The sequence below is a fragment of the Ureibacillus acetophenoni genome (assembly GCF_900220965.1).
GTDB classification, from domain to species: domain Bacteria; phylum Bacillota; class Bacilli; order Bacillales_A; family Planococcaceae; genus Ureibacillus; species Ureibacillus acetophenoni.
The window spans coordinates 1-13,716 of sequence record NZ_OBQC01000026.1 but is presented as its reverse complement, the minus strand read 5'-3'; the positions used below and the strand labels follow the sequence as shown (position 1 = coordinate 13,716).

The following is a 13,716-nucleotide window of genomic DNA, read 5'->3' as shown; positions in this document are numbered from 1 at the left end:
TTAGCAAGCAAACCAATTAGTAGTGTACCGATAATCGCAGTAAGAGCTGTTGCAGTAAATACAGCCCCACTATCCATCCCAGCTTGGCTTAGGATCAGTGGATTGACCACTAATATATATGCTATAGATAGAAAAGTTGTCACTCCTGCTAGTGTCTCTTGCTTATAAGAAGTATTCCGTTCAGTAAATTTAAAAAAGTTTCTCATGATGTAATCTCCTAGTTGCATAATTAAAGAATGAACAGAAATTATTCCGGGGTTAGTTTTACAGCTTATTATATTATGTCCTTAAATAAAAAAACTTTGACCACAGTTTGGCCAAAGTTTTCTTCTACAAAAAGGAATATAAAAAATATCATTAATTTTCCATTCCTTGTAGACAAGCTATTTAAGGTAGCTGGTAGAAACTTTCAAGCCGTATTCTTGAATTTATACAAGGTATCTCTATTCTTTTAAAAAACAATAGGAGAATGATAACAAGTTTAAGTTAGGACGTCAATAGAATATAGTTGTTCTTCTATATAAGAATTTTTTACCTCAATAGTATAAAATCCACTACTGTAAGAAGAATCATGAGGGAAGAGGGGACAGGCACAGCTACCACCATATTTAAAAAGATATTGTGGTCATTCTATATCAATCAATTATTTTGTTCTATTCTTTCTCTTTTCAATTTCCTTTTTAATTATTGGTACACCTTTTTCTATAATCACCTTTTTCACTTTAGGGTTGTTCAAAAGTTTTACAATCTTCATCAATTTAGACATCGTTCTTACCTTCTTTCTTCACAAGACGAACATATCTGACTTTCTTTGTATTATAACAAATAATACTTATTATTAATGATCCTCTTACCGCGAATGCATTTTAACATATTAAATATAAGTCATAACATTCATCATAATTAATGTTATAAACACTTCAAACTAGATAAATTTACGAAAAAAAGAGTCCCTTTTATAGATGCCATCGGAGGACATACGGGGGACTCTTTCTTTATTCGCCAGGACTTAATTATAGCATGAAACCCTATTTTATGTATATTTGGGACGATTGAAAAGAACAGTTCTGAAAGTATTTAATATCTTCCGTGATTGCAGGCTTCTCACAATATCTAAGTAACAATTCTTTTCCTGATTGGTCCTTCAAAATCTCTTTTCTTCCAATTATACTCAAGGCAGGGAGTTGATGATATGAAATTTGTATTTGATATTGATGGGACAGTTTGTTTTGACGGAAGAACAATCGATGAATCGATCTGTCTAGCCTTTGACGAAATAGTCAGAGCAAATCATGAAATTATTTTTGCCTCTGCCAGACCCATTAGAGACCTTTTTCCGGTATTGCCAGAACCCTTTCGACATGGGTCCATGGTTGGTGGGAATGGTACCTTTGTATTTGAACAAGGGAAAATTCAAGTGGAATATTTTAAGGACGATTTATTAAAACAGTTATTAACTTGTATTGAGGCAAACCAATTAACCTATTTAGCAGATAGTGATTGGGATTATGCCTATACAGGTGATACGGACCACCCGATTTTTAAAAATATCGATAAAACAAGTGCGGAGAATCGAGAAATTACTGAACTACAAACAATTTGTAAGCTGGTTTTATTTCACCCATCAGAGCAAGTGTTACAGGAATTATCACAATTACCAATAACAACCGTTCAATATAAAAATGAACATGCAATCGACATAAGTCCACTTGGGGTGAATAAAGTGAGTGGCCTTCGTAAATTGAAAGTTGACCAATTTATTGCCTTCGGAAACGATAGTAATGATCAGTGTCTATTTGAACATGCCGTTCATAGTGTTTGTATTGGGGATAATGACGTAAAGCGGTATGCCACGGAAACGATAAGTAGAGCGGAGATTCCAGCTACTATCAGAAGAATTATAGAAAGTCTGGAGGAACAAAAACATGAAAATACCAATGAAATTAAAACTTGGTGATGAAATCCGAATTATTGCCCCAAGCCGAAGTATGAAAATATTATCGGAAGATGGTATTCGATTAGCAAAGAAGCGGCTTGAAGACTTAGGTTTTGTCGTGACCTTTGGAAAACACGTCGAGGAAAGTGATTTACAAAACTCGTCCTCAATTGAACACCGCATTGAGGATTTACATGATGCATTTGCTGATCAAAATGTAAAAGGAATCTTAACAGTAATCGGTGGTTTTAATAGTAACGAACTACTTCCCTATATAGATTTTGAGTTACTTAAAGCGAATCCAAAAATATTATGCGGCTATAGCGACATTACCGCGCTTGCAAATGCAATTACAGCAAAATGTGGGTTCATTACATATTCCGGACCTCACTTTTCAAGCTTTCAAATGACTGGCCTACAAGGTTACCAAACCACTTATTTTAAAAAATGTCTCATAAATAACGAAGCATATCTATTGCAACCATCAGAAAAATGGAGTGATGATGCATGGTACTTAGATCAAGAAAATCGTGTTTATGAGGATACGAATTGGAAAGTTTATTCTGAAGGAAGTGCTACAGGAAGATTAATCGGCGGCAATCTATGCACACTCAACTTACTTCAAGGAACCGAATACATGCCTAACTTGAAGGACTGCATTCTATTTGTAGAAGACGATGAATTAACAATACCTGAGACATTTGCAAGAGATTTGACCTCCTTATTACAAGCTAGTGGAGGTATAAAAGGTTTACTAATTGGCCGTTTTCAAAGAGTATCTAAAATGACTGAAGAACAACTTCATTTTATTTTAGATAAACATCCGCAGCTAAAGAACATTCCAGTAATTTATGATATGGATTTTGGTCATACTCAGCCGATGATGACGTTGCCTATAGGTGGGGAAATTAGTATTGATACGCAAGATTTGAAATTGGAATTGAGTGTCTTTTAGGAAATTTGATATAAATAAAAACCGTACATTAATGGTGACTATTTATTAGTTGATGATGGAATTACAGCTGATAAATTACAAAACTGAATATAGTTAAATGAAACACTCCTCTAAGTTGATAGATGAAATAAATAATCCGAAACTATAGAGGAGTGATTTTCTTTTACCAAACTTGGATTTATTGAAATACAATCTTTACTTAAAATTCGCTCGATAGGATGTAATAAAATCTTCCGGTGAAGATTTCACGACATACGGAAATACACCTTGTAGCGTATGTAAATAAAGAATACCACCTTGATTAGCAATTTCGCGATAAGAAAAATCCATTACATCCTGAATCGGAAACTCTCTATTCTGTGTAACGACCTTATCCGTGTATAAGGAAATGATTCGTTCATGTTCAATTTCAAACTGTTCAAACCTTGTCACTTTTCTTTCTGTTTTTATATAAGGATGTTGTGCGATCAAGCTCATAGAATCCTCCTAAGAAAAAGTCTTCTTATATTTTATCACAAACATCTGGTCTGATTGTGGTAAAGAGAAATCCTGCATATTCTAGGGGACAGAGGCTTGTACTAAAATCCATTGAGTCTGCATATGTATTAAAGCATGCTGGGATTGGTTTGGGCTTGTAATGAAGATCCAAACTTTAAAAAATGTTTTACTATAAGGGGGATTGTCATTGACTAGATTAAATGGAAAAGTGGCAGTTATAACAGGTGGTTCTGGCGGAATTGGGAAAGTAGTTGCAAGAAGATTTTTGGAAGAAGGTGCAAATGTAGTATTAGTTGACTTATTCCAAGACGCTCTTGATAAAACAAAAGCAGAAATAGAAGGTTTAGGAGAAGTTTTAGTTGTACAAGCAGATGTTACGAAAGAAGAAGATGTCAAAAATTATGTTAATAAAACTATTGAAGCATTTGACAGAATTGATGTTTTCTTTAATAATGCCGGAATCGAAGGAAAGGTTCAACCGATTGTCGATGTATCACTTAAAGACTTTGAAAAAGTACAGGCTGTAAATGTTACCGGTGTATTTTTAGGTTTAAAACATGTAATACCTGTTATGACAAATCAAGGCAGCGGAAGTATTATCAACACTTCCTCCATTTCAGGACTAGATGGAGACCCTGGAGTTGCTCCTTATGTTACAAGTAAACATGCTGTTTCTGGACTGACAAAGGTTGCAGCCATTGAAGTAGCAAAGGATAATATTAGAGTTAACTCCATTCATCCATCACCAGTAAATACAAGAATGATGAGATCTTTGGAAGCTGGTTTCAATCCTGAAAACGTAGAAGAAGCGAAAAAACAACTAACACAAAAAATTCCATTAGGCCGTTATGGCGAATCAGAAGATATTGCAAATCTTGTTTTATTCCTAGCAAGTGACGAAAGTACATTTATTACAGGAGCACAATACCGAATTGATGGTGGTATGGGTTCTCGTTCGTAATCTATCAAAGTAGAACCTTCTCGTTAGTTGAGGTTCTACTTTTATGTTATAAAATTATGTTCTATTAAATTTAGATAGTCCGTGTTAAAACATTAATGAAAGCCATATTTTTACATTGTTTAGCCACATTTGCCAACTTTAAAATAAAAAAGGGATATTATACCGGCAACAGTACAATATCCATCGTTACTCATATAAATATTTTTCTAATCTAATCTACCTACCTTATGGGACAAGCCTGTCCTTAAGTCCCTTGGCAATTATAGAACCAGCATAATCCTTTTAATTTAAATAAATCCCATCTCCAGGTCCCAATGGCAATCCTAAAAGGAACCAAATTATGAACAGAATAATCCACCCAATCCCAAAAAACACAGTATAAGGGAGCAACGCTGAGATTAGTGTACCTATTCCAACATTGTTATAATAACGCTTTGCGAATGTTAACAAAATTGCGAAATAGGCCAACATCGGTGTAATAGCATTTGTAATTGAATCGCCTATCCGGTATGCCGTTTGTGTTACAGCCGGCGAGTAACCTAAGTACATAAACATTGGAATAAATATTGGAGCTAAAAGGGCCCATTTTGCAGAGGCACTTGCAATAAACAAATTAACTGTTGCGATTAATAAAATGAAACCAATAAATAAAGGTATCCCAGTGAAACCTAAGTTTTGTAAAAAGTTAGCTCCATTAATACCCATAATAATCCCAATATTACTCCAACTAAAATAGGCAAGCATCTGTGCTGCTACAAAGGCTAGTCCAATAAATGGAGCCATATCAGCAATAGATTTATATATTTTTTCTGCTACATCTTTGTCGCTACGTATTGATCGTGTGATAAACCCATATACTAATGAAGGTAATAAGAAGTAAAGTACTAGAATAATAACCAAACCCGACATAAATGGTGAATTTAAAATACTCCCTGTTTCCGGGTTCCTTAAAATCCCATTGCTAGGTATTACAGTTAAGGCCAATATTATTGTAAAAACTAGAGTAGTAATTCCAGCCCATCTCAAACCTTTACTTTCAAGTGGGGATACTGGTTCAAGGATTTCAACAATTCCTTCATATTTTCCGAATTTCGGTTCTGTAAACTTCTTAGTCACCCAAGTCCCAATAATCACGAGCATTATAGTTGATACAAGTATGAAGTAGTAATTCATAGTTGTTTGCCCAGTATAATTCACATCTACAAGTTGTGCGGCAGACTCTGAAATGCCTACTAATAGTACATCTGTTCCGCTTATAATTAGATTCGCATTAAACCCGGCTGCAACAGTTCCATATGAAAGAATTAGCCCTACCATTGGATTTCGGCCTAAACTCATAAAAATCAGTGCCGCTATAGGCGGAAGAACGATAAATGCTGGATCACCTACTGTATGTCCAACTAAACCGGATAATATTATAGTAGGTATAATTAGTTTCTGTGGTGCATTCATAACAGTTTTTTTCATTAACGTAGAAATAAGTCCTGAGTGCTCAGCCAATCCTACACCTATCATCATGGTTAACACTGCAGCAAGTGGAGGAAATGCAGCAAAGTTACTAACCGCATTAGTAACTATTAAATGTAACCCTTCTACGCTAAGCAAATTGACTACTTCGATTTTTTCTTCTGTCACTGGATTAATTGCAGAAACTCCAAACAATGATAGCACCCACGATGCTATTAATACTAATATAGACATAATGAGAAATAGAGTAATTGGATCAGGGAGCCTATTACCAGCTTTCTCAATAGATACTAAAATTTTGTCCATGAAGGACCTTTTTTGAATTTCATTTTTACTAGAACTATTTGTTGTAATAGAAGTAGGATTAGTATATTCCCTTCTTTGAATTTCTTTTGTGCTATTTTTCATAGATTCTCTCCTTTTCTTAACTCCGAAAAGTCTTATTTAATTGTTAGAAAATAGACAATTCTATTATTCTAACTATTAATACAATTGTCTATTTTGTAGGTAAAATTACTATATTGTGAAGCATCTGATTTTCCATCTCACAACTTATTCTACATATCTACTACTAATTAATAGTCATAAGCATTCAGTGCATTGACACTATGTGCAAGAGCTGAACCAGCCTTTAAAGCTGTTGCTACGAAAATCGCTTCTGCTAGTTCTTCTTTTGATATTTCTAAACTCTTTGCATTTTTAGTGTGTGTTTCAATGCAATATGCACAACCAGTTACGTGTGCAACAGCAACGGCAATTAACTCTTTCTCTTTTTTGCTTAAGAGACCTTGCTTCATTGCTTCTAAATCAAATTTATTAAATCCTCGAAAAGCTTCAGGACTTAATTTATAAAATTCTTTAAATCGAGCCATGTTTGTTCTTTGATACAAATCATCATTATCTTCACCATCATAAGCTTGCAATGCATTTAACCCATGTGCTATAGAAGAGCCTGCTTTTAACGCTGTAGCTACCATAATTGCTTCAGACATTTCATCTTTTGAAACTTCTAGTTTTTTAGCAGCCGATACATGTACATCAATGCAATATGGGCATCCTGTTACGTGGGCAACCGCTATAGCAATTAACTCTTTCGTTCTCTTAGGAATAATACCGTCTGAAAGAGCTTTATTATCAAATTCAACAAAAGCCTTGAATGTGTCTGGTGCTAGTTTTGAAAGCTCAGGTAATCTACGAATATAAGATTTTTGATATAAACTATTGTTATTCATTATGAAAAACCTCCAAGTTTTAGTTTTTATTAAAAAGACAAAATTCCATTAACCATTATATTTATTAACTGTTAAAAGCTAAGTAACAGATCCATGTTCATTAAAGGATGAACATTCCTTTTGAAATTATCCTTTGATGAAATTTTTTCCCCCAAAAATTAGCGTGAAAGATTCATTTTAATAAAAGTTTCTTCAATTGATTCATCACTTTCAGGTGTAAAGTTAATATTTTTTTCAGATTGTAAAAAGTCCAGAGTATATTGAATTGTTGCAGCCACACCTAGTGTTAAAGCATCTTCATCTATATCAAAATAGATATTATGATGTTCTGCCCCGGTTCCTTTTTCCGCGTTTGCTATCCCAACAAATGCAAATACACCAGGGAAGCATTTCTGATAGAATCCGAATGATTCAGATGCCATCCACGCCGGATAATGATAAAGGGCATTTACACCAAGGGATTTTTTAATAGATTCACTAGCTATACTAGAACAATCTTCCTGATTATTAATGGTTGTGTCAGCTAATTTTGGTTCTTGTATAAACTCATAAGTACAACGATATAATTCGCAGGTTTTTTCTAGAACTCTTTTAAACTCTTGTTCCATTTTCAAGCCTTGTTCATAGTGTAGAAACCGAATTGAACCTCCAAACTCTAAGTATTCAGGAATAATATTAGGTGCAGAGCCGGCATGTACACTACCAATAGAATAGGTAATCGGTTGATAAGGGTCTAGGCCACTTAAACGTAAATTCTTTAAACTTTGATAGAAATTAGTAAAACAATCTAAAGGTGAAATGGATAAATCCGGTCTTGAGCCATGTCCACTTTTCCCATTAATTTTCACTTTAAAATACATTGAGGATGCCATTCTCGGACCAGGATCCACTGATATTTTCCCTGATGGTATATCTGACTTAAGATGAATACCCCATACACCGTTGGCACCGATTTCCTTTAGTTTGTGTAAAAGATTATATATTCCACCTCCAATTTCTTCAGCTTGTTCAAAAGCCAGAATCACTTTTCCTCTTATATGATCTTTGTTCTCGGAAAGAATTTTAGCTGCACCCAGTAACATCGCCATATGACCATCATGTCCACATGTATGAGCTGCATGATCTGTTTCGGAAACAACCAATTTTTTTGTTTTTAAATTGACCTCTTCCTCTTTCATTGGTAACGCGTCTAGATCAGCTCGCAATATGAGTGATTTTCCTGGTTCAGTTCCCTCAATAACCCCAATCACACCACCATTTGGAACTACTTCATATGGGACACCCATTTTTTCTAATTCACTTGTCACAACACCAATTGTCCGATGTTCTTGCAGACCAACTTCAGGATATCGATGAAAATCTCTTCTTAGTTCAATTACATAGGGTTCTGCTTGTTTAGCTAACACTAACGCATCGATAACATCACTTCTCTCATGTGTTTTCATTTAGCAAACTCCTTTTCTCGCTTTTTCGTATTTAAATCTTCAAATTCTCTTGCTATTCTTTCAAAAGCCTCTTTTAGAATCTGTCTTGGAGATGGGACACAGATTCTCTGAAACATTAAACCTTCCTCACCAAACACTTTGCCATCCTGTAATAGAACATTGGCTTTGTTATAGATGCGGTCATGTATTTCCTCCGGGGAAATTCCATAGCCGCTAAAATCCATCCACATAACATAGGTGCCTTCAGGTATCCTTACTTTGACATCAGGCATCCTGTCAGCTAAGAAGTTCACTATCCACTCCATAGTGTCATCTATATATTCTATTAGCTGGTTCAGCCATTCTTCCCCGTCGTTGTAAGCAGCAATTAATGCGGCTATTGTAAAGGGTGAAGGTAAATGCATACCCATAGTTGTGATAAATTTATTTCGAAGATTACTCTCCTGTATAATCGCATTAGTACAATGAAGACCTGCTGTATTAAATGTTTTATTGATAGCTGTAAAGGTGATAATCCCTTCCTGACTGCCAGCTACTTTTGTAATTGGAATAAAGGTTTGTCCACATCTAATTAGATCGCCATGAATTTCATCAGCAACAATGAGAACATGATGTCTTGCACAAATTTCAGATAATTTAGCAAGCTCATCTTTAGTGAAAACCCTTCCGGTCGGATTGTGAGGGTTGCAAAGAATAAACATTTTTGTGTTTTCCTCTTTTGCTTTTTTTTCAAAGTCCTCAAAATCAATAGAATAGTAACCACTATCATCACAATTTAATGCATTATTTCTAACTTGCCTTCCATTACTTTCTATTGCTGCTGTAAATGGTGGATAAACAGGCCGTTGAATGATAATTCCATCACCGGGTTCTGTAAATGCTCTTATTGCAATATTAATGGCATGAATAGTTCCTGGACTGTAGACAATTTCATCCTTCTGTATATCCCAGTCGTATTTCTTTTTAAACCACTGCTGGATGGATTTATAATAGGCATCTGGAATAATAGAGTAACCATAAATGCGCTGATCCACCGTTCTATGCAAGGCATCGACTATAGCTTGTGAAACTGGAAAATCCATATCTGCAGTAAATAATGGTATGGTTTCTTCGTCATACCTCTCCGTATATCCGATTTGCTTAATAAGGTCAACACCATCCCATTTAAGCGAATTGGTATTTCTGCGGTTTACCACTTCATCAAAATTATATTTCATTCATTTGCCCTCCTTACGATAGATATTTATAAGAGACTTGGAGCACCTTATATTGATTCACTACTACCAACCAGTGTTGCAACAATGCTAGATTAAAAAACTACTTGCTTTAGTATTCCTAAGGAATTTAATTTTCCTAACCATCTGTACCTACCATTCGGTACAATTTGCTAGTACTAAAAGACAGATACTCTTTTCCTACCCGTTTGAAGATTTAGATAGTGTTTGCTTAAGAAATTATTTAATTAATTATTATGTACCTACCGTTTGGTACAATTCCTTTAAAAAATTTAGATATCCAATATTCAATTCCTTTTGAATATTCTGAATATTAAATACCTAGTTTCACTTTATCAAATGAGTAACCATAATTCAAGATGTTTTCTAATTATTTTTTTAGTTGGTAAAAAAGATTAGTTTTATATTTCAAGAAACATTGATTCTTATCCGATGAAAGCTATAAGATATGAAATTATATAAGATTAGTTACACTATCCAATACTCTGGCAAGGTTAATAGCATAATGTAGATATTCAAAAAAAAATGGCATGTAATTAATTACGTGCCATTAAGTAAGTTTGTACTGTTCGCGTATTATATCTATAACGTTTTTTAAAAAATTGATGTCTTGTTGGTTTTTCGCTAATAGAATCCCACCCTCAATCAAAGCTACCATTGCTTGAGCACTTTTTTCAGAGTTGGTGGTGGAGTCCAATTGACCTCTCTTAATCATTTCGTCTAAACATAATTCTATTGCTTTAATGAAACGGTCAAAATAATGTTTAATCTTCAAACGAAACGCTTCATCATGTTCACTCATTTCAATAGCTAAATTACCCATTGGACAACCTGACTTATTATCAGTATGAAAAGCGATAGTTCTATCAAGCATAATATTTAACTTTTCTTCAGGTTCAATTGATGAATGGAAGATATCAATGATTATCTTCTGGTCCCACTTTTGAACTAAATCTTCTACAACAGCCAAACCAAGATCGTGCTTAGATGAAAAATAATGATAAAATTGTCCTTTGCCAATATTAGCAGTAGTAAGAATATCACTTATAGCTGTTGCTTGATAACCTTTTGAGTAAATAAGCTGTTTTGAGATAGAGATAATTTCAGACCTTTTAGACATATGTCACCTTTTTTGTTAAATTATTATACTTTGTACCTACTATTAGGTACAATTTTAAATTACCATATATTTAAAGTACTATCAAGCTGGAATCAAAAACCCCAATACATTCATTCTTGCAGGGTCCCCACAACTATCCTGCTATAAAAGTGTTAGCCAAGGGATGCGGGGACAAAGGGTAGATAAAGTTAACTAGATAATCTTTAGTAAACATCCCATAAAAAGTAATGAATATCAATCACTTAACTTCCTCGAACAACTCTGCCATTTCCTTGAAAGCATCTGAAAAGGCGTTCGAGTGGGACGAGGGGACAGGCACCTCGTCCCACTTTTCAATTATTCTGAAGTCAGGACATTGTACCTGTCCCTCTGTCCCTTTTTTAACCACTTTGTTAGCTGTTGCAGAAATGGAAAGAAATCTAATTTTAGAACGTACTCAAGAAGGTAAAATGATTGCTAAACAGAATCCTGACTTTAAAGAAGGTAGACCCCCTAAATACACTAAAAAACAACTTGAACACGCTTTACAGTTATTAGATACTAATTCATATAAACAAGTTGAAGAAATTACTGGTATCTCCAAAAGCACAATGTTCCGTGCTAAAAAGAAAAAACGGATTCAAAACTTATTTAATAAATTGGTCTATCAAAATGGTGAAGCATTAAAAAGACTATCAAAAGAATAAATTCAACTTTTCAAAAGAAAGGAAATAGATTATGCCTAATAAAGAAGAAAGAAAAAAGATAATCGAAGCAATTGCAAATAGCGATGAATATTTTAAAGATAATGATGAAGCGTTAAAAGATATTGAAAAAGCAGTAGAAGAGGTTGAGGCTATAAAAAATGGATTATTACCTAAAAGACCTGCAAGAGAACTTTTAAAAGAATTAGATGAAAAAGAAAATTTACAATTGCTTGACAGATTTTTTCGAAATCAAGTCGATACAGCGCAACGTATACTGTTCAATTAACGAAATATATCTCATGTTTGAAAAACCCAACCAAAAACCAGAGTACCTATTTTATTATGTATTATACTAAAAATAAAACCAGGAATTTCAATATGCTAAATTCCTGGTTTTATATTAATCTTTTATATTATTTTGTATCATCCAAAATAATATGTTGACTCTCTCCATTAACAAAACTATCAGCCCATTGAACATCCTCAAAAATATGAACCGCAACCATAAACTCATCGTAAATTATAAGTCTAAATCTCATTTCATCATTGTTTATCATTTCTTTTAGTGAAGGATTTATCTCATTTTGTAGATTTGCTGTTAAAATTACCGTATGACTCAATTCACCGTCATGACCTACAAGCCCCTCTACAGTATTAGTTTTACTAACTCCAACATCATTTGATAAGATATCTGAGAATTCAACGTTGAATAAAAATTTAACATTATCCTTTAAATAAGTATTTAAATCATCACTTAATTGATATTTTAAAATGACTTCCATTTTTTTATCTGATGATTTTACTGTAAACTCCTTTACAAGGAAATTAGGTGGTATAAACTTTTTATCCAACGATTTAGGTTTAACAATATCACTTGAGGTAACATTGTTGTCTGATTCATGTACGATTTCAGTTTTCTCTTTAACAGGCTGAGAATTAGATTCACTCGTAGTTTTAGTGCCAGAGCAACCGGTTAAGATAATCACTAAAATAATTAATACTAATTTAAACTTCAAATTCGTCACCTATTATCTCCAATCTTTAAATCCTATTATCTTATTGGTATACTATCATGGAAACTCATGTAGGTCCATTTACCCGATACTGTTTTGGATCTGAGTACTATACCATTAGACCAATATTTCTCTGTGCCTGACGCTTGCCCAAATTTACTACCAAATCTTAGCAAATATGTAGAATTAGGAGGAATATTCCAAGTTACAGATGTAGTTTCAGTTATACTTTCTCCATCAGAAACTTCAGCTGAAACACCTACTTCCCATTGCATTCCTTTAAATGTTGCATTAGCAGAATATGTTCCAGATGAATATTTTTCTCGAGAAACAGAACGTGTTACTGCAGAAGTTATACCAGATGGGTTAGTTGCTTCATGCTGCCATGTAACTTCTTGTCCTGTTGTCCCCCAATTATGAATGTATTCATATCCATTAAGATCAATAGCCATTGGAGTAATTTCACTAGCTTGAGCATTTGTAGAAAGTCCTAATGATGCAATTAGTGTAACAGAAAGCACTACCGATTTTAATTTGTTTTTAATCTTCATGTTATTTACTCTCCCAATATAATTTATTAACTGATGGCCACCAGTTATTTTCACATTAACATAATATTGGAAAAGTAAATATGTTGTATTTAAATATTCTAAAAAATGAATCGATTGTATCGGTAAAATATTCTTATATTTTCAAAATAATTAGAATAAAATATAAAACATTAATTGTTTTTATGCAAAAAGACCTATATTGAAAGAATAACCATTATAATAGATTTGACAATTATTTATCTTTTTGTCTTTTTATATATTTTAAAATTCAACTGCTATATTAGGGTTTCTATATAAGTATCATTAAGAATTTAACTAAAAATTACTTATATGATATTATCTATTGAAATTGTAGAATATCTTCTAATTACTTCAATCTACTAGTTTATGGATAGTTCTTTTAAATTGTTCACATTTTTGGGACGAGGGGACAGGCACCTCGTCCCACTTTTCAATTATTCTGAAGTCAGGACATTGTACCTGTCCCTCTGTCCCTCATTTATTCCACGTACTAACATAACAATCGTAATAACCAAGCCAATAATCGCTAGTAGAGTCGTAGGTGATGATAAGTTTCCAATCGACACAAATGTATCGGGATTGGAAATAATAACTCC

14 protein-coding genes, 1 pseudogene and 1 riboswitch are annotated in these 13,716 nt (G+C 33.7%); of the genes and pseudogenes, 5 read left to right on the top strand and 10 right to left on the bottom strand.

The window, feature by feature from the left end; translation table 11 throughout:
- Together CRO45_RS19315 and CRO45_RS20370 are read right to left on the bottom strand one after the other, a co-directional pair.
- Positions 1-206 (bottom strand): solute carrier family 23 protein (locus tag CRO45_RS19315; RefSeq protein ID WP_328588624.1); only part of this gene is annotated, 206 nt, incomplete at its 3' end.
- Between the two features lie 149 nt (positions 207-355).
- A riboswitch (purine riboswitch) is annotated at positions 356-456 on the bottom strand.
- Positions 457-643: 187 nt separating this feature from the next.
- On the bottom strand, positions 644-766 hold the full coding sequence (locus CRO45_RS20370; protein WP_268878141.1) for a hypothetical protein: 123 nt from the start codon (positions 764-766) through the stop codon (positions 644-646).
- A gap of 426 nt (positions 767-1,192) precedes the next feature.
- On the opposite strand from CRO45_RS20370, the gene CRO45_RS19310 reads away from it, so the two are divergent.
- Positions 1,193-1,957: an HAD-IIB family hydrolase gene (locus CRO45_RS19310; protein ID WP_097151267.1), complete on the top strand. Its 765-nt coding sequence runs from the start codon at positions 1,193-1,195 to the stop codon at positions 1,955-1,957.
- Positions 1,926-2,891: a S66 family peptidase gene (locus tag CRO45_RS19305; protein ID WP_097151266.1), complete on the top strand. Its 966-nt coding sequence runs from the start codon at positions 1,926-1,928 to the stop codon at positions 2,889-2,891. Before CRO45_RS19310 ends, CRO45_RS19305 begins: the two co-directional genes overlap by 32 nt.
- 195 nt (positions 2,892-3,086) lie before the next feature.
- On the opposite strand, the gene CRO45_RS19300 is transcribed toward CRO45_RS19305, so the two are convergent.
- Positions 3,087-3,368, bottom strand: coding sequence for a hypothetical protein (locus CRO45_RS19300; protein WP_097151265.1), 282 nt, complete (start codon positions 3,366-3,368; stop codon positions 3,087-3,089).
- Positions 3,369-3,576: 208 nt separating this feature from the next.
- Here CRO45_RS19300 and CRO45_RS19295 point away from each other — a divergent pair, with 208 nt between their 5' ends.
- The gene (locus tag CRO45_RS19295) at positions 3,577-4,350 is read left to right on the top strand and encodes an SDR family NAD(P)-dependent oxidoreductase (RefSeq protein ID WP_097151264.1); all 774 of its coding nucleotides are present in this window, start codon (positions 3,577-3,579) and stop codon (positions 4,348-4,350) included.
- Positions 4,351-4,632: 282 nt separating this feature from the next.
- Here CRO45_RS19295 and CRO45_RS19290 read toward each other — a convergent pair whose 3' ends face one another.
- From CRO45_RS19290 to CRO45_RS19270, 5 genes are all read right to left on the bottom strand, one after another.
- Positions 4,633-6,123 carry an AbgT family transporter gene (locus CRO45_RS19290; RefSeq protein ID WP_235864679.1) on the bottom strand — a complete coding sequence of 497 codons (1,491 nt, stop codon included), beginning with the start codon at positions 6,121-6,123 and terminating at the stop codon, positions 4,633-4,635.
- Positions 6,124-6,392: 269 nt separating this feature from the next.
- Complete coding sequence (locus tag CRO45_RS19285; protein ID WP_097151262.1) at positions 6,393-7,049, bottom strand: carboxymuconolactone decarboxylase family protein; 657 nt, start codon at positions 7,047-7,049, stop codon at positions 6,393-6,395.
- A 158-nt stretch (positions 7,050-7,207) separates the two neighbouring features.
- Positions 7,208-8,494, bottom strand: coding sequence for an amidohydrolase (locus CRO45_RS19280; RefSeq protein ID WP_097151261.1), 1,287 nt, complete (start codon positions 8,492-8,494; stop codon positions 7,208-7,210).
- Positions 8,491-9,711 carry a MalY/PatB family protein gene (locus CRO45_RS19275; protein ID WP_097151260.1) on the bottom strand — a complete coding sequence of 407 codons (1,221 nt, stop codon included), beginning with the start codon at positions 9,709-9,711 and terminating at the stop codon, positions 8,491-8,493. Before CRO45_RS19275 ends, CRO45_RS19280 begins: the two co-directional genes overlap by 4 nt.
- A 568-nt stretch (positions 9,712-10,279) precedes the next feature.
- A complete protein-coding gene (locus CRO45_RS19270) occupies positions 10,280-10,849 on the bottom strand; it encodes a TetR/AcrR family transcriptional regulator (RefSeq protein WP_097151259.1) in 570 nt (189 codons plus the stop codon).
- Positions 10,850-11,226: 377 nt separating this feature from the next.
- On the opposite strand from CRO45_RS19270, the pseudogene CRO45_RS19265 reads away from it, so the two are divergent.
- Both CRO45_RS19265 and CRO45_RS19260 read left to right on the top strand, forming a co-directional pair.
- Positions 11,227-11,535, top strand: a pseudogene (locus CRO45_RS19265) (helix-turn-helix domain-containing protein); the annotation flags it as partial.
- A gap of 31 nt (positions 11,536-11,566) precedes the next feature.
- Positions 11,567-11,821 carry a hypothetical protein gene (locus CRO45_RS19260; protein ID WP_097151258.1) on the top strand — a complete coding sequence of 85 codons (255 nt, stop codon included), beginning with the start codon at positions 11,567-11,569 and terminating at the stop codon, positions 11,819-11,821.
- Between the two features lie 127 nt (positions 11,822-11,948).
- Here the strand turns inward: CRO45_RS19260 and CRO45_RS19255 are convergent, their stop codons facing one another.
- The gene (locus CRO45_RS19255; protein WP_170949568.1) at positions 11,949-12,551 is read right to left on the bottom strand and encodes a hypothetical protein; all 603 of its coding nucleotides are present in this window, start codon (positions 12,549-12,551) and stop codon (positions 11,949-11,951) included.
- A 35-nt stretch (positions 12,552-12,586) separates the two neighbouring features.
- A complete protein-coding gene (locus tag CRO45_RS19250) occupies positions 12,587-13,099 on the bottom strand; it encodes a hypothetical protein (RefSeq protein WP_097151256.1) in 513 nt (170 codons plus the stop codon).
- Positions 13,100-13,716 lie beyond the last annotated feature (617 nt).

Coding starts and splice junctions, on each gene's coding strand:
- CRO45_RS19270 (WP_097151259.1), bottom strand. CDS start 10,849: ATGTCTAAAAGGTCTGAAATTATCTCTATCTCAAAACAGCTTATTTAC.
- CRO45_RS19260 (WP_097151258.1), top strand. CDS start 11,567: ATGCCTAATAAAGAAGAAAGAAAAAAGATAATCGAAGCAATTGCAAAT.
- CRO45_RS19305 (WP_097151266.1), top strand. CDS start 1,926: ATGAAAATACCAATGAAATTAAAACTTGGTGATGAAATCCGAATTATT.
- CRO45_RS19290 (WP_235864679.1), bottom strand. CDS start 6,123: ATGGACAAAATTTTAGTATCTATTGAGAAAGCTGGTAATAGGCTCCCT.
- CRO45_RS19300 (WP_097151265.1), bottom strand. CDS start 3,368: ATGAGCTTGATCGCACAACATCCTTATATAAAAACAGAAAGAAAAGTG.
- CRO45_RS19280 (WP_097151261.1), bottom strand. CDS start 8,494: ATGAAAACACATGAGAGAAGTGATGTTATCGATGCGTTAGTGTTAGCT.
- CRO45_RS19310 (WP_097151267.1), top strand. CDS start 1,193: ATGAAATTTGTATTTGATATTGATGGGACAGTTTGTTTTGACGGAAGA.
- CRO45_RS19250 (WP_097151256.1), bottom strand. CDS start 13,099: ATGAAGATTAAAAACAAATTAAAATCGGTAGTGCTTTCTGTTACACTA.
- CRO45_RS19285 (WP_097151262.1), bottom strand. CDS start 7,049: ATGAATAACAATAGTTTATATCAAAAATCTTATATTCGTAGATTACCT.
- CRO45_RS19275 (WP_097151260.1), bottom strand. CDS start 9,711: ATGAAATATAATTTTGATGAAGTGGTAAACCGCAGAAATACCAATTCG.
- CRO45_RS20370 (WP_268878141.1), bottom strand. CDS start 766: ATGTCTAAATTGATGAAGATTGTAAAACTTTTGAACAACCCTAAAGTG.